This window comes from Paracoccus sp. UBA889, from assembly GCA_002294185.1.
In the GTDB taxonomy this organism is placed as follows: domain Bacteria; phylum Pseudomonadota; class Alphaproteobacteria; order Rhodobacterales; family Rhodobacteraceae; genus Paracoccus.
The window spans coordinates 52545-73650 of the sequence record DBFD01000049.1 but is presented as its reverse complement, the minus strand read 5'-3'; the positions used below and the strand labels follow the sequence as shown (position 1 = coordinate 73650).

21 protein-coding genes are annotated in these 21106 nt (G+C 66.9%); 11 read left to right on the top strand and 10 right to left on the bottom strand.

Annotated features, from left to right (window positions below; genetic code table 11):
* Window positions 1–22: 22 nt before the first annotated feature.
* The 3 genes from B4L36_RS09695 to B4L36_RS09685 all read left to right on the top strand — a co-directional run bounded on the left by B4L36_RS09695 (window position 23) and on the right by B4L36_RS09685 (window position 5189).
* A complete protein-coding gene (locus B4L36_RS09695; RefSeq protein WP_292956077.1) occupies window positions 23–3121 on the top strand; it encodes a hypothetical protein in 3099 nt (1032 codons plus the stop codon).
* A 201-nt stretch (window positions 3122–3322) separates the two neighbouring features.
* Window positions 3323–4330, top strand: coding sequence for a tRNA dihydrouridine(20/20a) synthase DusA (gene dusA, locus B4L36_RS09690; protein WP_292956074.1), 1008 nt, complete (start codon window positions 3323–3325; stop codon window positions 4328–4330).
* Between the two features lie 49 nt (window positions 4331–4379).
* Entirely contained in the window at window positions 4380–5189 is an 810-nt protein-coding gene (locus B4L36_RS09685; RefSeq protein WP_292956071.1) for a sulfite exporter TauE/SafE family protein, read from the top strand.
* Between the two features lie 159 nt (window positions 5190–5348).
* On the opposite strand, the gene B4L36_RS09680 is transcribed toward B4L36_RS09685, so the two are convergent.
* From B4L36_RS09680 to B4L36_RS09665, 4 genes are all read right to left on the bottom strand, one after another.
* On the bottom strand, window positions 5349–5954 hold the full coding sequence (locus B4L36_RS09680) for a class I SAM-dependent methyltransferase (protein WP_292956068.1): 606 nt from the start codon (window positions 5952–5954) through the stop codon (window positions 5349–5351).
* A 74-nt stretch (window positions 5955–6028) separates the two neighbouring features.
* On the bottom strand, window positions 6029–7360 hold the full coding sequence (gene hflX / locus B4L36_RS09675; protein ID WP_292956065.1) for a GTPase HflX: 1332 nt from the start codon (window positions 7358–7360) through the stop codon (window positions 6029–6031).
* Window positions 7361–7594 carry an RNA chaperone Hfq gene (gene hfq / locus B4L36_RS09670; protein WP_292956062.1) on the bottom strand — a complete coding sequence of 78 codons (234 nt, stop codon included), beginning with the start codon at window positions 7592–7594 and terminating at the stop codon, window positions 7361–7363. It lies immediately after the preceding gene.
* Window positions 7595–7786: 192 nt separating this feature from the next.
* Window positions 7787–8239 (bottom strand): DUF302 domain-containing protein, encoded by a 453-nt coding sequence (locus B4L36_RS09665; protein WP_292956059.1) that lies wholly within the window; start codon window positions 8237–8239, stop codon window positions 7787–7789.
* A 150-nt stretch (window positions 8240–8389) separates the two neighbouring features.
* Between B4L36_RS09665 and B4L36_RS09660 the strand changes: the two genes are divergently transcribed.
* On the top strand, window positions 8390–9478 hold the full coding sequence (locus B4L36_RS09660) for an FAD-dependent oxidoreductase (protein ID WP_292956056.1): 1089 nt from the start codon (window positions 8390–8392) through the stop codon (window positions 9476–9478).
* Here the strand turns inward: B4L36_RS09660 and B4L36_RS09655 are convergent.
* The gene (locus B4L36_RS09655) at window positions 9469–10365 is read right to left on the bottom strand and encodes an endonuclease/exonuclease/phosphatase family protein (protein WP_292956095.1); all 897 of its coding nucleotides are present in this window, start codon (window positions 10363–10365) and stop codon (window positions 9469–9471) included. The two genes, B4L36_RS09660 and B4L36_RS09655, sit on opposite strands and share 10 nt — an antisense overlap.
* Before the next feature lie 199 nt (window positions 10366–10564).
* Between B4L36_RS09655 and B4L36_RS09650 the strand changes: the two genes are divergently transcribed.
* The gene (locus B4L36_RS09650) at window positions 10565–11242 is read left to right on the top strand and encodes a DUF3047 domain-containing protein (RefSeq protein WP_292956053.1); all 678 of its coding nucleotides are present in this window, start codon (window positions 10565–10567) and stop codon (window positions 11240–11242) included.
* Window positions 11243–11291: 49 nt separating this feature from the next.
* Here B4L36_RS09650 and B4L36_RS09645 read toward each other — a convergent pair whose 3' ends face one another.
* The 3 genes from B4L36_RS09645 to B4L36_RS09635 all read right to left on the bottom strand — a co-directional run bounded on the left by B4L36_RS09645 (window position 11292) and on the right by B4L36_RS09635 (window position 14996).
* Window positions 11292–11909 carry a CDP-alcohol phosphatidyltransferase family protein gene (locus tag B4L36_RS09645; RefSeq protein WP_292956050.1) on the bottom strand — a complete coding sequence of 206 codons (618 nt, stop codon included), beginning with the start codon at window positions 11907–11909 and terminating at the stop codon, window positions 11292–11294.
* Window positions 11906–14056 carry an FAD-dependent oxidoreductase gene (locus tag B4L36_RS09640; protein WP_292956047.1) on the bottom strand — a complete coding sequence of 717 codons (2151 nt, stop codon included), beginning with the start codon at window positions 14054–14056 and terminating at the stop codon, window positions 11906–11908. The genes B4L36_RS09645 and B4L36_RS09640 overlap by 4 nt, the downstream gene beginning before the upstream one ends.
* 250 nt (window positions 14057–14306) lie before the next feature.
* Complete coding sequence (locus B4L36_RS09635; protein WP_292956044.1) at window positions 14307–14996, bottom strand: haloacid dehalogenase type II; 690 nt, start codon at window positions 14994–14996, stop codon at window positions 14307–14309.
* A gap of 193 nt (window positions 14997–15189) precedes the next feature.
* Between B4L36_RS09635 and B4L36_RS09630 the strand changes: the two genes are divergently transcribed.
* From B4L36_RS09630 to B4L36_RS09605, 6 genes are all read left to right on the top strand, one after another.
* Window positions 15190–15432, top strand: a complete 243-nt coding sequence (locus B4L36_RS09630; RefSeq protein WP_292956041.1) for a BolA family transcriptional regulator — start codon at window positions 15190–15192, stop codon at window positions 15430–15432.
* A gap of 51 nt (window positions 15433–15483) precedes the next feature.
* Complete coding sequence (gene grxD / locus B4L36_RS09625) at window positions 15484–15846, top strand: Grx4 family monothiol glutaredoxin (RefSeq protein ID WP_292956038.1); 363 nt, start codon at window positions 15484–15486, stop codon at window positions 15844–15846.
* Window positions 15847–15993: 147 nt separating this feature from the next.
* Entirely contained in the window at window positions 15994–16950 is a 957-nt protein-coding gene (locus B4L36_RS09620; RefSeq protein ID WP_292956035.1) for a TAXI family TRAP transporter solute-binding subunit, read from the top strand.
* 54 nt (window positions 16951–17004) lie between these two features.
* Window positions 17005–19098, top strand: a complete 2094-nt coding sequence (locus tag B4L36_RS09615) for a TRAP transporter permease (protein WP_292956032.1) — start codon at window positions 17005–17007, stop codon at window positions 19096–19098.
* Window positions 19095–19454, top strand: coding sequence for a DUF1850 domain-containing protein (locus B4L36_RS09610; RefSeq protein WP_292956029.1), 360 nt, complete (start codon window positions 19095–19097; stop codon window positions 19452–19454). Before B4L36_RS09615 ends, B4L36_RS09610 begins: the two co-directional genes overlap by 4 nt.
* A gap of 76 nt (window positions 19455–19530) precedes the next feature.
* Entirely contained in the window at window positions 19531–19911 is a 381-nt protein-coding gene (locus tag B4L36_RS09605) for a hypothetical protein (protein ID WP_292956026.1), read from the top strand.
* 16 nt (window positions 19912–19927) lie between these two features.
* Here B4L36_RS09605 and B4L36_RS09600 read toward each other — a convergent pair whose 3' ends face one another.
* Both B4L36_RS09600 and B4L36_RS09595 read right to left on the bottom strand, forming a co-directional pair.
* A complete protein-coding gene (locus B4L36_RS09600) occupies window positions 19928–20578 on the bottom strand; it encodes a phage holin family protein (RefSeq protein ID WP_292956023.1) in 651 nt (216 codons plus the stop codon).
* A gap of 10 nt (window positions 20579–20588) precedes the next feature.
* The gene (locus B4L36_RS09595; protein ID WP_292956021.1) at window positions 20589–21011 is read right to left on the bottom strand and encodes a DUF883 family protein; all 423 of its coding nucleotides are present in this window, start codon (window positions 21009–21011) and stop codon (window positions 20589–20591) included.
* Window positions 21012–21106 lie beyond the last annotated feature (95 nt).

Genomic DNA, 21106 nt, shown 5'->3' with positions numbered 1-21106 from the left:
CGATCGGGAAAGGACCGCAGCGATGGTGACCGTCTTCACATTGACGCCGGCGGCGGCCGCACAATCGTTGCAGGATAGCGGGCTCGATGCGCTTGGCCTGACCGCGCCGCGCCTGGCGGCTGCCTGGGGTACGGCCAATCCCGGCTTCGACGCGGCAGGGCTGCGGCTGACGCCCTCGGGTTCGGCGCGGGCGCCCTGGTTCGGGGTTCTGGAATATCTCGACAATGGCGCGGCCTTTCGCGATGTGTCCGGCGCACCGATCATCGGGCCGGTCGCGGTCTTCCGGCTGCATCCGCAATCCGCCCAGCGGCTCGAGGCGCTGGCCCAGGGCCGCTATGGCCAGCCCGGCCAGCCGCATCACCGCATCATCCCCGAGACGATGGTGTTCACCGGCGCGGTGCCCGCCCCGGACCGGTCGCCCCAGACCTGGGAACCGGGCGATACACTGCCCCGAACCGAGCCCTACAGCTTTCACGACCATCGCGGGCTGATCGTCGATCCGGTCGCGGTGGCTGCCCTGTTCGACGACCTGATGACGGCGTTTCCGGCGCTGGATGCCTCGAACGGGGCGGCGCGGAACGGGGCGGGTGGCGTGGCCAGCATCGCGGGCCTTGCCTCGGGCATCCAGGTTCAGATCTGCGATCTTCATGGCAAGCCCTATATCGCGATCCCCGGCGGGCCGGGCGTCGAAGGGCGCAACGGCGGCAATCCCGCCGGGACGCCCGACGGCAACGGATTGATCGAGCCTGCCCCCGGCGACACGCTGACCGGGACCGGCACGGCGGCCGCGGCGCGGCTGCGACTGGGCTGGGCCACGGGCGGGGTGATGGGCGCGGGGCCGCTGGCGCTGCCGACGCTGCCTGCCGGCGTCACGCTGCCCCGGCAATTCCTGCGCGCCTTCGCCACCGATCTGGACTGGCACCTGCGCGGCAATCGCAGCAATGCAACCGTCAGCGGCGTGCCCGCCGATGACGGCAAGATGCCCGCCGATCTGCAACCACAGGTGCGCGACGCGATCACGGTGGATTACCTGACCGACGGTCCCGACCTGCTGGCCGAATCCGGCCGCATCATCACCCGCACCGGCGGCGCGCCGGGCAGTCCGCTGGTCTTTGCCGTGGCGCCGCTGATCGCGGACGGGGTCGGCCTGCCGCCGGCTGTCGGAGGCCCCGGCCACTGGCCAGCCTTTCCCGCGCCCGACACGGCGGCAGGCTTTGCCACCGGCAATGCCAACCCGCTGGCCGGGGCAAGTGCCGCCTGGACCGCAGGCACGGATGTCGTCGTCAGCCTGCCCGCCGATCTGGTTCCCGACGGGGCGTCGGTCCGCATCTATGCGCAACGCTTTCAGCTGATCGATTCGATCGGCGAGGCGCCATCCTTCCTGCGCGGCGATGGCGGCACGGCCATCGCCGCCGGGGGCCAGCCCACACGGATCCTGGTCGGCAATCCGATGGCGCTTGCGCCGGGCGATCCCAGACCCAGCCCGGCGGTGCTGGTCTTCGATCTGGTGGTGACGCCGCGCCGGGGCAGCCGGCGGCTGTTCGCCAACCGCCGGCTGGATATCGCGGCAGGCCCGGCCGCGCTGCCGCCCGACCCCTTTGGCACGCCTGATCCCATGGCCGCGCTGCCGCCCGCGATCAAGTCCGTCTGCCCCGCTCCGATCTTCGGGATGACCCGGACCACCAATCCGGCCGGCGGCCTGACGAATCCCATCGACATCGTCCGCGCCCTGGGCAACGAGACCGAGCCGCGCGAGGGCCCGCGCCACGCCACGATGGGCCGGCTGGAGGGGATCACCGTCTCGGGGATCGGTAATGTGCAATTGCAGGCCGGGCTGGACTGGGACGGGGTGCTGTCGGGCGCCCGCTGGACGCGCGAGACGCGCTGCGCGCTGATGCGCGAGGGCAATCCCGGCAATCCGGCCGGACCCGATACGCATGTCTCCGGCGTCCGGGTGACGGGCGCTCTTGGCTATGACCTGGCCCGCCATGCGGTCAGGCGGGTGCAGCCGATGCTGCCTCTGCCGGGCGGCGCCGCGGCGGGAACCTCGCCGGGCTGGATCGTCATGTCGGGCGGCAACAACATGAACCCGCCCGCCCCCGATCCCGCAAATCCGCCCGCGGCGGGAACCTCGGCCGGGGTGCTGCTGCAAACCGTGGCGGCCATCGCCGAGACGCCGGAACTGTCGCTGCTGCCGGCGGGCAACCCGCTGGACAGCGGCGCGCCGATCACCTTCGACCAGCTTCTCGACGACATCGCCGGGGCGCTTGGCATTCCATCGCCTTCGGGCAGCATCACCGTGGCCAACGAGAATCGCCTGATCAACGAGGTGCGGCGCGAATATTTCCTGTCCCGCGACGGGGCGCGGGATGCGCTGTGGTCGCTGGCCCGCGCCATTCTGGAGGCCGAGGAACTGGTCTATATCGAAACCCCCGGACTTGCCCGCACGGCGCGGCCCCAGGGCACACCCGCACCCCAGGAAATCGACCTGATCGCGCTTCTGGCGCAGCGCATGTCGGCGCGGCCCAATCTGAAGGCGATCATCGTCACCCCGCGTGACGGAGACCTGATTCCCGCTCCCTTCGCCCGGCGCGCCTTCGCGCAGCGCAAGGAGGCCTATGACACGCTGTCCGCAGCCGCGCCGGGCCGGGTGGCGGCCTTCCATCCGAAGGGTTTTCCCGGCCGGGACGCACTGATCCGCAGCACCATCGTCATCGTGGACGACATCTGGTCGCTGACCGGCGCCAGCCATATCCGCCGCCGCGGCATGACCTTCGACGGCAGCGCCGCGGTGGCCTCGTTCGACCGCGACATCGCGCGCGGCTACAGCGTCAAGGTGCAGGGCCAGCGCGTGGCCGCCATGGCCGCGCGACTGGGCGTGGCGCGGATGGATGCCAACGGTTCGCCGGTGGCGGAATTCCTGCGACTGGCGCGACCGGCCTCGGCCTTCTCGCTGATCCGCGACCTGCTTGCACAGAACGGCGCGGGGCTGATCCAGCCCTTGTGGCACGGCCCGCAGGACAATGCGGTGCTGCCGCAGGATGACGACGTGGCCGATCCCGACGGCACGAACGGCGCACCCGCCGGACTTGGACTGGCAGCATTCCTGAGCGAGGCCTGAACGCCGGCCGGGATCCAGTGCCGGCCGTGCCGCGTGGTGCCCGCCGCTCGTCGGCGGGGCAGGAATTTGATCCATGTCCCTGCAAGGCCACAGGCCCGACGATCCGTCGCCCGCCGCCTCCGGGAACGGCGTTGCCGTGCACGGTTTGCGAAGCGCGCCGCCGGTTGCTACATGCAGCGCAACCATACCCGAAGGCAAGTGATGACCCCGCGCCCCGACCCGGACAGCCAGCAGACCATCCGCGACGCCGCACGCATGTCGGTCGCGCCGATGATGGACTGGACCGACAGCGCCTGCCGCCGTTTTCACCGGATCATGTCGCGCCGGGTGCTGCTTTATACCGAAATGGTCACGGCCCCGGCCATCATTCATGGCGATCCTGAGCGGCTGCTGGACCACGAGGCGGGCGAACATCCGCTGGCCTTGCAGATCGGCGGCTCGGATCCGGCGGAATTGCGACAGGCGACGCGAATCGCCGCCGGTTGGGGCTATGCCGAGATCAATCTCAATGTCGGCTGCCCCAGCGACCGCGTGCAATCGGGCTGTTTCGGCGCGGTCCTGATGAAACAGCCCGATCTCGTGGCCGATTGCGTGGCCGAGATGATCGCCGTCAGCCCGGTCGAGGTGACGGTGAAATGCCGCATCGGCGTGGACGACCAGAACCCGGCCGAGGTGCTGCCCGCCTTTCTGGCCAGGATGGCCGAGGCGGGCGTCACCCGCATCGCCATCCACGCCCGCAAGGCATGGCTGCAAGGTCTGTCGCCGCGCGAGAACCGCGAGGTGCCGCCGCTGGATTATCCGCTGGTCCATGCGATGAAGGCCGAATTTCCCCATCTGCACCTGTCGGTCAACGGCGGCGTCGTCTCGCTGGATCAGGCGCGCGATCACCTGCGCGTCATGGATGGCGCGATGATCGGACGTGCGGCCTATCACCAGCCATGGGACATTCTGGGCGGGGCCGATCTGCTGTGGGACCAGATGCCGCCCTTCGCGACGCCGCGACAGGTCGCCCATGCCATGCGCCCGCTGATCGCGCAGCATCTGGGCACGGGCGGGCGGCTGCATCAGATCTCGCGCCACATGCTGGGTCTGTTTCATGGCCAGCCGGGCGCGCGAGGATGGAAGCGGACGCTGTCAGAAGGCGCATCGAAAGGCGGGATCGAGGTCTATGACGCGGCACTGGCGCAGGTGACGCGGATGGCTGCGTGAGCCGATTTCGCTCTGGCGCCCGTCGCGCGCCGGCGATAACCACAGCCGCATGAGCGCGCTGCTGATCCCCGCCCTGACCCTGACCGCCACGGGCGCCGCAGCGGGAATTCTTGCCGGACTGCTGGGCGTCGGCGGCGGGATCATCCTCGTTCCGGCCTTCCTTTTTGCCTTCACGCGGGCGGGCTATTCCGGGCCGGACCTGATGCAGATCTGTCTGGCGACCTCGCTGGCAACGATCATCGTCACGTCGATGCGGTCGGTCATGGCCCATCACCGGCGCGCGGCGGTGGATTGGTCGATCCTGCGGGACTGGGCGGTCTGGATCGCCATCGGGGCGCTTCTGGGGGTGCTGACGGTCGGCGCGCTGCGAACCCGCACGCTGCAGGTCATCTTCGCGGTGCTGGTCGTGCTGATCGCCAGTTTCATGGCCATCTCGCGGCCGCATTGGCGGCTGGGAACCGAGATGCCCACCGGCATCCGGCGCGCGCTGATCGGTCCGGTGATCGGCTTCGTTTCGGTCCTGGTCGGGATCGGTGGCGGCAGCATGGGCGTGCCGCTGATGACGCTGCACGGACGGTCGATGCATCGCGCGGTCGCGACCTCGGCCGGGTTCGGCGTGCTGATCGCGGTGCCCTCGGTCGCGGCGTTCCTGATCGTTCCGGCCTCGGATGCGCCGCCCTGGACCCTGGGTTCGGTCAATCTGCCCGCGCTTTTCATCACCATCGCCATGACGCTGATCACGGCGCCTTTCGGCGCCGCGCTGGCCCATCGCACGGACCCTGCCCGGCTGAAGCGGATCTTCGCGATCTTTCTGTTCCTCGTCGCCATCAACATGATGCGCAAGGCCCTGACAGGCTGAATCCCGGCAGCCGCCCTGCGAAGGCCCCAGGCCAGGCCAGCCCCAACCATCGGCCTGGTTCCAATCGCGGCGACGGGATGCAGATGGTGGCGGGCCGGCCCTGTCCGGTCGCGGTGGCGGGAATTTTCGGCAGGACAGCTCGCCAGACGACCCTTGCGTTCAAGGCTGGCCAGGCTTGCGGACGATCACATCGACCAGGGCCGCCGGTCCCGAATGGCCCGGCCCCTCGTCCAGCACGGCGTCATAATCCTCGGCCCTGACCACCTGCCAACCGGGGAAGGCCGGCAACAGACGGTCCGGCGTCCACAGATTCGGTTCGCTGCGCGGCCCGCCCGAGCCGTTCCCCAATTGCCGCGTGCTGAAGCCGTGCAGGAACACGGTGCCGCCGGGCATCGTCGTCCGCGCCATCCCGGCCAGGATTTCGGCCCGCAGGCGTGGATCGGCGAACTGGAAGAAACAGCCCAGGACGACGTCGAAACCGTTCGACGGCCAGCCATAGGATTCCAGGCTTTCCTGCCGCCATTCCATTGTCACGCCATGCCGCGCGGCCAGCGCCATCGCCTTTTCACGACCGGTCCCGGTCGGCTCGATCGCGGTCACGCGACAGCCCTGCCGCGCCAGCCAGACGGCGTTCCGGCCCTCGCCCTCGGCGATGGTCAGCACATGGGCGCCTGCGCCCAGGCCGCCCAAGTGATCGCGCACGAAGGCAGCCGGCGCCTCGCCGAAATGAAATTCCTCTCCGCTGAAACGTTCGTTCCAGTCCATCCGCGATCCTCCTTGTCCTGGTGAAGATACCGCCGGGAGGCCGGACACAGGGCGCCGGCCGCCCGGCCGGAAAGTCAATCGGTCGGCTGATCCAGCGCCTCGAACCCTGCCTTCTGGCGCGCCGTCCAGCGCAGATGCAGGACCAGCCCGTCCTCGCCGGCCTCTTCGCGTTCGACCACCCCGGCCTCGTGCAGCCAGGCCCGGCGCCGGCCATCGGCGAATTCCAGCGTCACGACCGCCGCTTCGCGCGGCTCGTCCAGCGCCTGCGCCAGATGCGCGTCGATCGCAGCGATCAGGTCGTCAAGCCCCTCGCCCGACAGGGCGCTGACCGCCTGCACCCCCTGCGTCCGCGCATCGGTGCGGCGCAGGGCGGCGCGGGTATCGGCGGACAGGGCGTCGATCTTGTTCCAGACCTCGATCAGGTCCACATCCTCGTCGACACCCAAGGATCCAAGGATCTCGGCCACATCTTCGGCCTGTTCCTCGGTCTCGGGGTGGCTGATGTCGCGCACATGCAAAATCAGATCGGCCGCCAGCACCTCTTCCAGCGTGGCACGGAAGGCCGCGACCAATTCCGTGGGAAGATCGCTGATGAAGCCGACCGTATCCGACAGGATGATCTTGCGGCCTGGGGCGCCGGCGCCGGCATCAGGCAGACGGACCGCACGCATCGTCGGATCCAGCGTCGCGAACAGCATGTCCTTGGCCATGACATCCGCACCGGTGAGGCGATTGAACAATGTCGATTTCCCGGCATTGGTATAGCCGACAAGCGCGACGATCGGATAGGGAACCCGGGCCCGGGCCGCGCGGTGCAGCGTCCGGGTCCTGACCACACGTTCCAGCTGGCGGCGCAGCCGGGTCATCTGTTCGTCGATGGCGCGGCGGTCAGCCTCGATCTGCGTTTCGCCGGGGCCGCCGACAAAGCCAAGGCCGCCGCGCTGACGTTCCAGATGCGTCCAGGCGCGCACCAGCCGGGTCCGCTGATAGGACAGGGCCGCCAGTTCCACCTGCAGCACCCCCTCGCGGGTCCGCGCCCGGTCGGCGAAGATTTCCAGGATCAGGCCGGTCCGGTCCAGAAGCTTGACGTCCCAGGCCTTTTCCAGATTGCGCTGCTGGACAGGCGTCACCGGACCGTCGACCAGGACCAGTTCGGCCTCTTCCGCCGACAGCCTTTCGCCTATCTCGGCCAGCTTGCCCTTTCCGAACAGCCGTCCCGCATCGGGACTGCGCAGGCGCGCGACTTCCTGGCCCACGATCTCGATTCCCGGCAGGGCATGGGCCAGCGCCACAGCTTCCGCCAGCGCATGCTCGGGCGTGCGCCGCCGCACGCGCGCATGGCCCAGATCCGGGTGGATCACATAGGCGCGGGTCGGCCTGGCCTCGGTCGAGGTGGGTTCGGCCAATCAATCCTCGTTTTCGTAAAGCGAGATCGGCTGACCCGGCATGATCGTGCTGATGGCGTGCTTGTAGACCAGCTGCGATTGCCCGTCCCGGCGCAGAAGCACGCAGAAATTGTCGAACCAGGTGATCACACCCTGCAATTTCACGCCATTGATCAGGAAGATCGTGACCGGCACCTTTGCCTTGCGGACATGGTTGAGAAACGCGTCCTGCAGGTTCTGCTTGTCGCCAGCCATCTTGTTTTTACCCGTCTTTGGAACTGTCCCGATCGAAAGTTACATCTAAGCCGTCAAGACGGGCCATGCAAGCGACAGTGGCCACATGAAAAATCAACTGCGGATCGGGCTTGCGGCCAAGGCGGAAAGACGCCCCGGCCTGGACGCCGATCCGGCCTTCCCGATCTCGGACGGACGCGCGCCTGTTGCGGATCATTCCGCGGCGGCGGCCTTGTTCGTCATCTGATCAAGAGCGTTCGCAATCTTGCCCAGCGTTTCATCGGCGCCGGTGATGTCATAGCGCGCGGCCAGCGCATCGGGCGCGAGATAGCCGATCTTCGTTTCCTCACCATCCTGCCAGACCAGGACGCGCAGGGGCAGATCCAGCGCCACGCGCGGATTGGCCTGCATCAGCAACGTGCCAAGGGCCGGGTTGCCGAAGATCAGCACCGTCGCGGGTTTCATTTCAAGCCCGGCCTCGGCGGCGGCGGCCTGGTGATCCACCCGCGCCAGCAGCGTGGCGGGGCTGTCCGCGACCGCCGCTTCAAGCCGATCGGCGGTTGTGGCGACATCATCGGGACTGGACTTGACCACCCATTCATCCGCGTTGGCGACACCCGTCGCGGCGGCGAGGCAGAGCGAGATCGCGGCAATCAGTTTACGCATGGCATTGTTCCTTTGCTGTTCTGGCGGCAAGCCCAGCTTGCGCCGTCGCGACGCGGATTGCCAGCCGCGATCGGGTTCGCGAAGGGGCGCCGATCAGGGCTTGCGCGGTCAGTGCTGGCAATCGGCGCCGGTTTTGCCTCAGATAGCGACATGAGCGTTCCCGAATCCGATCATCCCGAAATCCTGCTGCTGGGTGGCGGCCATGCGAATCTTCTGGCGGCACCGCTTCTTCGCAAGGCCCTGCCCGATGCCCGGATTCTGCTGATCGACGCGGCCCCCGACGCGGTCTATTCGGGAATGATCCCCGGACTGGTGGCCGGGCATTATGGCCCGGACGAACCGCGTGTCGCACTGACGGATTTTGCCGCCAGGAACGGCATCCGCTTTCTGCAAGGGCGCGTCGCCGGTGTTGATCCGACGACGCGGCAGATCGCGCTGGCGGATGGCGCACAGATCGCCTACGGGCTTGCGGCTCTGGATCTGGGCAGTCACACCGCGATGCCCGGACTTGCGGGCTTTGCCCGCCACGCAGTGCCGATAAAGCCGCTGGCGGGCTTTACCGCCCGCCTGTCGCTGATGCCGACGGGCAGCAATGCGGCGATCATTGGCGGCGGCATTGCGGGTGCCGAAATGGCGCTGGCCCTGGCCTGCCGGCTGACCGGCGGCGTCACGCTGATCGAGGCCGGGCCCGACATCGCGGCAAGTCTGGGCCGGCGGACGCGTTCGCGGCTGCGGTCGGCGCTGGACCGGGCCCGCGTGCAGGTCTTGACCGGGGCGACGGTCGCTTCGGTCGAGGCCGACGCCGTGGTGCTGGCCGACGGGCGCAGGATCGCCGGCCAGGTGACCATCGGTATCGCGGGCGCGCGGCCGCAGGACTGGCTGGCGCGCGATCTTCCCGCGGATGGCGCGGGTTTCGTGCGGGTCCTGCCGACGCTTCAGGTCGAGGGGCATCCAACCCTGTTCGCCGCCGGGGATTGCGCCGCGATGATCCACGCCCCGCGCCCCAAGGCCGGCGTCTTCGCGGTGCGGCAGGCCCCGGTCCTGGCGCGAAATCTGGTGGCCGCGTATCATGGACGACCGCTTCTGCACTATGATCCGCAGCGCGACTATCTCAAGATCATCTCGCTGGGTGGACGGACCGCGCTGGCCGAATGGTACGGGCTGACTTTGCATGGCCGCTGGCTGTGGCGGTGGAAGGACCGGATCGACCGCCGCTTCATGGACAGGCTTCAGGGCTGATCGCAGGTACCGTCACCAAGCCTGATCTGCGCCAGTACCGGATAATGATCCGAGGGCCAGCGCCCGCCCGGATTGTCGCGCAAGGCGACCGGTCGGTCCGTCAGCACGCTGTCGCAATCATACAGCACATGGTCGATCGCGCCGAACAGGTTCAGGCCGCGGCCGAAATGGAAACTGGATCCGCGCACCGGTGTCAGCGACAGGCCCGCGCCGCGAAGAATGTCGGCTGTGGCAGAGCCCGCCATCGCGTTCAGATCCCCCGCCACCACCACATGTTCGCCCGCAGCCAGCCAGGGCGCGATCCGGCTGGCCACCAGCCGCGCCGAGCGCAGCCGGTTCTGGCCGCTGCGAAAATCGAAATGGACGTTGACCAGGCGCAGGCTCTGTCCGGTCTCGAGGTCCGTAAAGCGCGCCCAGGATGCAAAAGCGGGCCATGAGCCGTCGAAGCTGCGCGAATAGATCACCTCGGGCGTGTCGGAAAAGAAGAACCACCCCTGTTCCTCGGGCCGCAGGCGGTCCTTGCGATAAAAGATCGGCTGGGTCGAGGGAAAGTTGCGCCAGTCGCCGCTGGCCGCGGCGGCGAAATCCGGCATCGCGGCCAGCAGGTCATCGCGCGCCAGATTGACGCTGCCGTCGCTGCCGTGCCGAAAGCTTTCCATTTCCTGAAACGCGATCAGGTCGGCGTCGAGGCGGCCCAGCACCTCGGCGGCCGCGCCGCGCCGCCTCTGCCAGCCCGCTGCCGACCAGCGATCGTCGTCACTCGCCGCCAAGGCGATGTAATGGATGTTCATCGTCGCGATACGCAGCGTGCCGGGACGCGGCGGCGGAACCGGGCCACCGCGCGAATTCCACGCTTGCAATCCGGCGCCCAGAACCAGGATCGCCATCACGGCACCCGCGAGACACCGAATAATCCATCGCGAAGACATCGTGCCAAGGTGACGGGAATCGCGCCGCTGTCAATTCACGCTGTCTTGCGACGCCCAGTGCCGCGCGCTGAAGCAAGGCTTGTAACATTTCGGCCCGTCCCGTCGAATGGGACAGGACTACCCCTGGCCTGCAAGGCCGCGAAAGACAGGAGAGACCGTGGACAGACGCAGCTTTCTGATCGCGACCGCCGCGGCCGCATCGGCCACGACCGCCGCCCTGCCTGCCGCCGCGCAATCACCGCGGATGGTGCCGGTGGCCTTCGATGCGCGCTGGCGGGCGCTGACCTTTCCGGGCCGGACGCCGACGCGCTATAAGCTGGGCGGAACGACATTGACGATCGAGGCGGATGCAAGCTCGTCGCTGATCTACCGGCCGGCGCCGGACGCCGCGCGCGGCGCCACGACCGCCCGCTGGTCCTGGTCGGTCTCGGCCAGCGTTCCGCCGACCGATCTGTCGCGCAAGGGGGGCGACGACCGCAATCTGTCTGTCTATTTCGTCTTCATGGATCCGCAGGCGGCGGCGCGGCTGTCACCCGACACCTCGCCCCGCCGGCTGCTGGCCAACCGTTCGGCGCGGGCGCTGATCTATGTCTGGGGGGGCCAGCGGGCGCCGGGCAGCCTGATTCCCAGCCCCTACATGCGCGGGCGCGGGGTGACGGTGGTGCTGCGCGGGCCGGGGACGGGTCGGGCCCAGGCGCGTGTGGACCTGGCCGCCGATCATGCAAGCGCCTTCCGCACCGCGCCGGGCGTTCTGGTGGGGCTGGCAGTCTCGGCCGACAGCGACGATACCGACACAGCGCTGCGCGCCAGCCTGTCGAATCTGGCTTTGGGATAGATCGGCCGGGCGCCGCTTGGGCACGCCCGTCCCTGCAGACCGTCGCGCGTCAGGGCTCTCCTCGACCGAAAGTCTTCCATCCCATGCGCCAGCGCAGCACCGTGGTCAGGGCGCAGGCCGCCGCGAAGATGCAGGCCAGGATGGGAAACCGGCCCGGCAGCAGGCACATGAGCAGGAAGATGACGATCGTTTCGAAGCCTTCGGTCAGCCCGCCCAGATAATAGATCCCCTTCTGCGGAAAGGCCGATGCTTCCCGGCCCCGTTTGGCGGCAATGGCGGCAAAGGCCAGAAACGACGAACCCGTGCCCACGAAGGCAGCAATCAGTGCCGCGGCCGGCAGCGCGTTCGCTGCCGGATCGTTCAGCGCGAAGCCCAGCGGAACCAGGGCGTAAAAGACGAAATCCAGCGCGATGTCCAGGAACGCCCCGCGATCGGTCGGACCCGCGATCCGCGCCACCGCGCCGTCCAGCCCGTCCATCGTGCGATTGACGACGATCAGCACGGCCGCCGCGGCGAACCATCCCGCAGCCAGGGCCGGAATGGCCAGCAGCCCCACCGCAAACCCGGCCAGGCTGATCGCGTCGGCGCCGATGCCACGCTCGGACAGGGCCTGTGCCAGCGGACGCATCGCCGCGCGTTGCAGCGGCAGAAGCTGGGCGTCGATCATCCGCGCCTCCAGCGGTGGAACCGCTCTGCCAGCGCCAGCGCGCGCGCGTCCACATGGGCGCGGCGCCAGACGCCGGCGACGGATTTGCCGGCCTCGGCCCAGGTCGGATAGATGTGGATGGTGCCGAGGATCCTGTTCAGCCCCAGCCCGTGTTTCATCGCCAGCACGAATTCCGCGATCAGATCGCCGGCATGGTCGCCGACGATGGTCGCGCCCAGGATGCGATCCTTGCCCGGCGGCGTCAGAACCTTGACGAAACCCCGCGCCGCGCCATCGGTGATGGCCCGGTCCAGATCGGCCAGATCGAAGCGCGTCACCTCGACCGCGATACCCTTTTGCCGTGCCTCGGCCTCGGACAATCCGACGCGGGCGACTTCGGGGTCGGTAAACGTGGCCCAGGGAATCACCCGGTAATCGGCCTTGAAGCGCTTGAGCACGCCGAACAGGGCATTGATGCTGGCAAACCAGGCCTGGTGCGAGGCCGTATGCGTGAACTGGAACGGACCCGCCACGTCGCCCGCCGCCAGGATGTTGGGAAACCGCGTTTCCAGATATTCGTTCGTCTCGATCGTGCGATCGGCCGCGATGCCAAGCCGGTCCAGGCCGAACCCTTCCAGCCGGGCGCTGCGCCCCACCGCGACGATGATCCGGTCAAAGGGAATGCGGGTGGTCGCGCCATCCTTTTCGACCTCGATCCATGTCTCACCATTGTCTCTGCCGCAGCCTGTGGATTTGTGTCCGGTCAGCACGGTCACGCCATCGGCCCGCAATGCGGATGATACCAGCTCTGCCACTTCGGGATCCTCGCGCAGCATCAGCCGGGGCGCCATCTCGATCTGCGTCACCTGCGATCCCAGGCGGGCGAAAGCCTGTGCCAGCTCGCAGCCGATCGGGCCGCCGCCCAGGACGACCAGACGGCGCGGCGCATGATCCTGCCCCCGCAGCCGGGTCCACAGATCGTCCGAGGTCAGCGGCTCGACCATATCCAGTCCGGGCAGCGGCGGCAGGAAAGGCCGCGCCCCGGTGGCGATGATCACGGCGCGCGTGGTCAGACGCCGGGTTTCGCCATTCTTGCCACTTGTCTCGACGGTCCAGGGGTCGATCAGGCGGGCATGGCCCTTCAGCACCTCGACGCCAAGCCCGGTATAGCGCTCGACGCTGTCATGAGGGGCGATCGTGGCGATCACCTCGTGGATCCGTTCCATGATCGCGCGGAACGGGATGTCCGGTTGCGTGTCGGCCAGTCCCCAGCGGCTTGCATGACGCATCTGATGGGCCAGTGTCGCGCTGCGGATCAGCGCCTTGGAGGGCACGCAGCCATAGTTCAGGCAATCGCCCCCCATGCTGCCCGCCTCGATCAGGGTCACACGCGCCTTGGTCGCCGCCGCGATATAGGCCGAGACCAGCCCGGCCGATCCGGCCCCGATCACGATCAGGTTGCGATCGAACCGCCGCGGCCGACGCCAGCCGGCATGGACGCGGCGCCACCGGACCAGCCCCAGCACCGCCCGCGCCGACCAGGGAAAGACGGCCAGCGCCGCGAAAGAGAACAGGACCGGCGCCGAAACGATGCCTGACAGGCTTTCAAGCCCGGCCAGCCGGGTGCCCGCATTCACGTAGACGGCCGTGCCCGCCAGCATCCCCAGCTGGCTGATCCAGTAAAAGCTCCAGATCGGGATCAGGGTCAGCCCCATGAGCAGATTGACCGCGAAGAACGGAACCACCGGGATCAATCGCAGCGAGAACAGGTAGAAGGCGCCGTCGCGCGCCAGGCCCTTGTCGATCCTGTCCGCCCGCGCGCCAAGCCGCGCCCGCACCCAGTCCCGCGCCAGATAGCGCGCCACCAGAAAGGCCAGCGTCGCCCCCATGGCCGAGGCGAAAGAGACCAGCAGCAGCCCCTGCCAGAAGCCGAACAGCGCCCCGGCGGCCAATGTCATCCAGACCGCCAGCGGCAGGGACAGCGCGGTCACGGCGACATAGGCCACAAGAAAGGCCACCGCCAGCGCCAGCGGACGAGATTGCCGCAATTCGGTGAACCCGGCCAGATGGCCGCGCAGGGCATCGACGCCAAGATCCTGATCGCGCAACAGCCACAACGCCGCCCCGACAAGGACCGCAAGGATGACGAGAAAGGCGGTTTTTTTCACGACTGCTCCTTCGTTGGCCGTGGCGGGCAGTTCGTCCTGTCTTCCGATTTCGTTACAGGAACAGCGAAACCGCGCGGCGGTCGCGGGCCTTGTCTGCGCGTAAAGGCAAGCAAAGGCTGCGACCGGCAGCCTTTCGGCCGTCACGGATCACGCCGCCTTCGGAATGATCGTTCCGACCGGAAGCAGAGGCAGATTGCAGCACCTCGAGTCCCGACAAGGGGAACCGGTCACGACCAAGAACCTGCCATGATCAACCCGGCCAGGCCTCGGCGATCCTTCGCGCCAGGCTGGACAGATCGGCCGCGACCAGATCGGGCTGCGGCACGGAGCGGCCCGGCAGCGGTGCATTCACGCCATGGGTGACAAGCGCGCCCTTGCCGCCCATGGCCTGCAAGCCCATCGTGTCCCAGACATGGCACGCCACCAGACACAGATCGCGCGGCGTGACGGCCAATGCGTCGGCGACAAGCCGGTAGGTCTGCGGCGCGGGCTTGAAACGTCCGGTCGGCGCGACGCTGAAGGATCTTTCGAAATAGCCGCCCAGGCCTGCGCGATCCAGCGCCGAGGGGCCATCCGAGGGCGGCGAATTCGTCAGCGTCACCATGCGGAACCCGAGGTCGCGCAGGTAATCCAGCGCCTCGGCCGCATCCGGATGCGCCGGCAGCGATCCCAGGGCGCGCGCCAGGGCAGCCCTGTCGCGGTCGGTGATCGCGATGCCACGGATGGTTCCCATCATCTCCAGCACCGAAACCGCCAGCGCGGCGAAATTCTCGCGCGCGCCGATCAGGGTCAGCGTCTGCGAATACAGGATCAGTTGGGCGAACCAATCGCGCATCACGGCGCGATCGCCGAAAATCTCCTGGAACACCGGCCCCAGGTGGTCGAGGTCCAGAAGCGTCTCGTTCACGTCGAAGACAAGGATCGGGCGTTGTGTCGTCATCGGGGCTTCCATTGCCGCAGTCGCGTTGCTTCAGCCTGAACCGAAAACCGTGCCGCCGTAAACCGTTTTTGGTCGGGCCATGCCGGCGAACACAATCGTCAAGCCCGCCTCGCGGCCCGGGCCGAGCTCCGCCGCACTTGCGGGGCTATCGTGCATCCCCTACATCTTGCAGCAAGCGACAGAGGACAGCGCCATGGCGATGGAAGCCCACGAAATCGAAGCCCTCATCCGGGCCGCCTTCCCCGATGCGCGTATCACGATCACCGATCTGGCCGGCGACGGGAACCATTTCGCGGCCGAGGTCATCGACGAAAGCTTCCGGGGTCAGAACCGCGTCCAGCAGCAGCGCGCCGTCTATGCCGCGCTGAAGGGCAGGATGGACGGCAATGCGGGCGAACTGCACGCCCTGGCGCTGACAACCAAGGCCCCCGATTGACGCCCCTGCCCCACCCGGGGCTTCGGCCGCGCGACAGAAAGGACAAATCAGATGAGCGACGTCAAGGACAAGATCCAGGACCTGATCGATACCAGCGATGTGGTGCTGTTCATGAAAGGCACGAAGGAAATGCCGCAATGCGGGTTTTCCAGCCGCGTCGCCGGCGTGCTGAACTACATGGGCGTGGATTACCGCGACGTGAACGTGCTGGCCGATGACGGCATCCGTCAGGGCGTCAAGGATTTCTCGGAATGGCCGACGATTCCGCAGCTTTATGTGAAGGGCGAATTCGTGGGCGGCTGCGACATCGTGACCGAAATGACGTTGACGGGCGAACTGGATCAGCTTTTCGACAAGCAGGGCGTCGGCTATGACAAGGACGCGGCCGCGAAAATTCGCGAGGCAAATGCCTGAAGGGCCTGAAGCGCATGATATTTCCGGGCGCCGCGCGATCTTCTCGCGCGGCGCCCTTTGCGATGGGCCGAAGCTTTTCCCTTTTGACCTTGTCCGGAAAGCTGCCTAACCTGCGCCCACCAAGAAAATGTCCCAGGGAGGGGAAACATGACAATCCGCAACAAGATCGCCTGCCTCGCGGCGGGCGTGGCGCTGACGGCCGCGCCGCTGACGGCTTCGGCGCAGGAATTCATCAATATCCTGACCGGCGGCACCTCGGGCGTCTATTACCCGGTCGGTGGCGCGCTGTCGAAGATTTACAGCGACGGCATCGAGGGTGCCAAGGTTCAGGTCCAGTCCACCAAGGCCAGCGTCGAGAACCTGAACCTGCTGCAGCAGGGCAAGGGCGAGATCGGTCTGGCGCTTGGCGACTCCGTCAAGCTGGCGGCCGAGGGCAGCGCCGATGCCGGTTTTCCGCAGCCGCTGGACAAGCTGCGCGGAATTTCGGCCATGTATCCGAACTTCATCCAGATCGTCGCCAGCAAGGAATCCGGCATCAAGACGCTGGCGGATCTGAAGGGCAAGGCGCTGTCGGTGGGCGCGCCGAAATCGGGAACCGAACTGAATGCGCGCGCGATCCTGGCCGCCGCCGGGATGAGCTATGACGATCTGGGCCAGGTCGAATATCTGCCCTTTGCGGAATCGGTCGATCTGATGAAGAACCGTCAGCTTGACGCGACGCTGCAATCTGCCGGGCTCGGCGTGGCCTCGCTGAAGGATCTGTCCACCTCGATCCCGATCACCGTGGTCTCGGTGCCCGCCGATGTTGCCGAAAAGCTGGGCGCGCCCTATGTGGCCGAGAACATCCCCGCCAACACCTATGACGGCCAGAACGAGGCCGTGCCTACCGTCGCCGTCATCAATTTCCTGGTCAGCAGCAGCAATGTCAGCGACGATCTGGCCTATCAGATGACCAAGCTGTTGTATGAAAACCTGGACGAGTTGAAGGCCGCCCATGCTGCGACCGCCAGCATCGACGTGCAGAACGCGCTGAAGGGGATGCCGATTCCGGTCCATCCCGGGGCGCAGAAATACTACGACGAAGTCGGCGTGAAGGCCGAATGATGGTCTGACCGGGCCGGGATCGTCCCGGCCCGGTCCCTGAAGCGGGATCCCCGAATGACCACAGCGCAACAGCACGCCGCACCGGCGGGCGATCCCGATCTGGGGCTTCACGACCCGCTGGCCGAAAGCTTTCCGCCCGGCTTCGAGGGGCGGCTTCTGTTCTGGATCGCTGTCGCCTTCTCGCTTTACCAGATCGCGATCGCGGCCCATCTGATCACCCTGTCCAGCCAGATCCAGCGCGCGTTGCATCTGGGCTTTCTGATGCTGCTCGGGTTTCCGCTGCTGGCGGCCCTGCGCGGGCGAACCGGCCTGCTGCCGAAGACGCTGGCCTGGGTGATGGCCGGCGCCGGCGTTCTGGTCGCCGGCTATCAATGGGTGGAATACGTTCCGCTGATGATGCGGTCGGGGATGCTGAACCGGACCGATATCGTGATCGGCATCATCGCCCTGATCGCCACCTTTGCTGCCGCCTACGCGGTAATGGGGCCGGCGCTTCCGATCGTGGCCGGATTGTTCCTGATCTATGCCCTGTTCGGGCAGTATTTTCCCGGACCCATGGTCACGCGCGGCTATGATCTGGGCCAGGTTGTCGAACAGATGGCCTATGGCACCGAAGGTATCTACGGCACGCCGCTCTATGTCAGCACGACCTATATCTTCCTGTTCATCCTGTTCGGATCCTTTCTGGAAAAGGCCGGGATGATCAAGCTGTTCACCGACGTGTCGCTGGGCATGGTCGGGCACAGGATGGGTGGTGCGGCGAAGGTTTCGGTGATCTCGTCGGGGCTGATGGGTACGATTTCGGGGTCCGGCGTGGCCAATGTCGTCACCACCGGGCAGTTCACGATTCCGCTGATGAAACGCTTCGGCTATCGCGCGGCCTTCGCCGGCGGGGTCGAATCCACCGCCTCTATGGGCGGGCAGATCATGCCGCCGGTGATGGGGGCGGTCGCCTTCATCATGGCCGAGACATTGGGCGTCGCCTATGTCGAGATTGTCCGCGCCGCGATCATTCCCGCCATCCTCTATTTCGCCAGCGCCTTCTGGATCGTCCATCTCGAGGCCGGACGCCGTAACCTGCGCGGCATGGCAAAGGAGGATCTGCCCTCGGCCGTCGCGGCCCTGCGCGAGAACTGGTATCTGCTGCTGCCGCTGGCAATGCTGGTCTATCTGCTGTTCTCGGGCTATACGCCGCTTTTCGCGGGCACGGTGGGTCTGGGCCTGACGATCATGCTGATCCTTGGCACATCCGCCGCGCTTGGCCTGCCTTCGATGGTGCTGAAGGTGATCTTCTGGATCGGCCTCGGCCTGGTCGCGGGCAGTTTCCTGCGTTTCGGAAACACGGCCCTGTGGGGCGGCATCGGCGCGCTGCTGGCCTGGAACCTGTTGTCCAGAGGCGGACGCGAGACCATCCGTCAGGTCATCGACAGCCTTGCCGAAGGCGCCAAGACCGCCCTGCCGGTGGGCGTCGCCACCGCGCTGGTCGGCGTCATCATCGGCACCATGACCCTGACGGGGGCGGCCAACACATTCGGAATCTACATCGTCTCGGTCGGGCAGAACAGCCTGATCCTGTCGCTGATCCTGACCATGCTGACCTGTATCGTTCTTGGCATGGGGATTCCGACGATCCCGAACTATATCATCACCTCGACCATCGCCGCGCCCGCGTTATTGCAATTGGGCGTGCCGCTGATCGTCAGCCACATGTTCGTCTTCTATTTCGGCATCCTCGCCGACCTGACGCCGCCGGTCGCGCTGGCCTGTTTCGCGGCCGCGCCCATCGCCAGGGAAAACGGCCTGAAGATCAGCATGGAGGCGCTGAAGGTCGCAGCGGCAGGCTTCGTCATTCCCTTCATGGCCGTCTATACGCCCGCCCTGATGCTGCAAGACGGGGGGCCGCTGGTCGCATCTGTCGGATTTGCCCCTGCCGTGGCCTATATCGTCGGCAAATCCGTGCTGGCCATCGGGCTGTGGGGCGTGGCGGTGATCGGCTGGCTGGGACACAGGCTGCCCGTCTGGCAGCGGCTGCTGGCCGCGGCTGCCGCCTTTACCATGATCGCCGCCCTGCCCCTGACCGACGAGATCGGCTTTGCGCTGGCCGCCTTGTTTGCAGGGGTCTGGTGGCTGCGGACGCGTGCGGCATGAGCGGCTGTCTGCTGGCGGGAATGGTGACGCTGGCGCTTTCCGGGGCCGATTTCCGTCTGGAATGGACCCATTCGGTCGAGCGGCAGATCTGGCGCGAGGAGTGGCGGATCGAGGGCGACAAGCTGGTGCTTGCCGGCGCCGCGATCAAGGGTTCGGGCGCGGGGATGGAGCCTGGGCCTGATGCGCGCCTGGTCGATGGATGGTGGGTCTGGACGCCGGATCTTCCACCCCGGGACAAGCTGATCCTGGCGGCAAGTGGGGCAACCGGGGGCGGTTGGCGGATCTGCGACGACGCGACCTGCCGCGAAATCGGCATGGCCCGTTCCGACCCCATCATCTTGCGGCCCTGCCCCTGATCCATACCAGACAGAGATTCGCGGGCTTGATCTAAATTGAGTTGATCAAAAGACGCCGAGATGGAAAGGTGGACGCATGATGACTCAATCCGGCTACAGTTTCATCGTGATCGAACGCGATACCTTCGTGGCCCGCGACATGTGCGCCGGCCTTCTCGCCGCCTGTCCCGGCTGTGACGTGATTCATCTGCGCTTTCCGTCCGAGCTTGTTTCGCAGGTATCACCGAGTGCCGATGAGGTTCCCGTGATCGTCACGAAGATGAACGTGCAGGAGGTCGAGGATAGCGGCCTTGCCGATTGGGCAATCGCGAACGGCGCAGAAATCGTCATCCGAGCCGGCGACGACCCCGTGACCGAGGTGATACGGAAAGGCTGGCGCAGCCTGACCTCGCCATTCACGCGCGAGGATCTGAGCCATCTGGTCAATTCCCTGACTGGCCTTCGCCGCGCAGGCTGAGCGGCGAAGTCTTTATCTACATCAGATCGTCGTCGTCGAAGACGGTCTTGGGTCCTTGCCGCCGTTCCTGCAACTTGGCTGCCAGCGTGACCCCGATCGCGAAAGCCCCGATCAACTTGGCCATGCTGCCGGCATTGCTGTCTGCAGCCCGTTTCGCGCCGTCCCTGACCTGCCCCGCATCCGCCTTGGCACGAGCCATGTTCTGGGGCGTGATCCCGACCGACCGTGCCAAGCCGTAGAATCGCTGCCCGGTATCATCGGCAATCCTGCCGACCCGATCGCCCGCATCGTCCAGCAGGGATTGCGCGCGGCTGCCCGCCAAATCGACCAGACGCGAAGCTTCGGTGCGGGCGCGCTCGACAGCGGCGTCGGTGGCCAGCGTCACGCGCGCCTCGACCTCGCGCTTCAGGTCGTCCGTGGTCGGCATCGCGTGACGCTGACGGTTGGAAACCATCAGCAGAATCAATGCGATCGCCACGAATCCGCCGCCGATGGCGAGGGATGCCAACATCGGACCCCAGCCAAGATTGATCGCGAGATACGACCATAATGCCGCGATCAGAAAGCCGGCGCCGATCGCCAGGATCAGCCCGGCCACAACCTTCATCACCGTCCGTCTTGCGGAATCCTTGGCGGCCAGTTGAAGCCGGTTGACATAATCGAACATGCGGCCGACCTCAGCGACGTGCCAGGATCAATCCGACGAGGAAACCGACGCCCGCTGCGATCCCCAATGCCTGAGCCGGATGGCGCCGCACCATCTCGGATACCTCGTCATAGCGTTCCTCGGCGTAGTGGGCGACCTCGTTCGCCTTGCGCTGACCGGTCTCATAAAGGCGGTTCGCCTCTTCGCGGGCGCGTTCGGCATATTCCTCTCCGGCCTCACGGGCGCGGTTGGCATATTCGCGCCCCGTCTCGGCCAGATCGGCACCCCGTTCCTTGAGCCGGTCGATCCCGGCATTGTCACCAAGGTCGCGTGCCGTCCTGCGAACATCGTCGCCCACGCGGCCGGCCCCCTCGCGGAGATCATTCTTCGCCTCGCTGGCCGCAGCCTGAGCGTCGCGCTTCATCTTGTTGGCTGCATCGTCGGAATGGGTCATGATTTTCGTCCTTTCGTTGGCCTTGGTTGACCTTCGAAGCCACAACACAACTTGGCCAGCATTGTTCCGCAGTTTTCCGGTAAATTGTGCCGCTG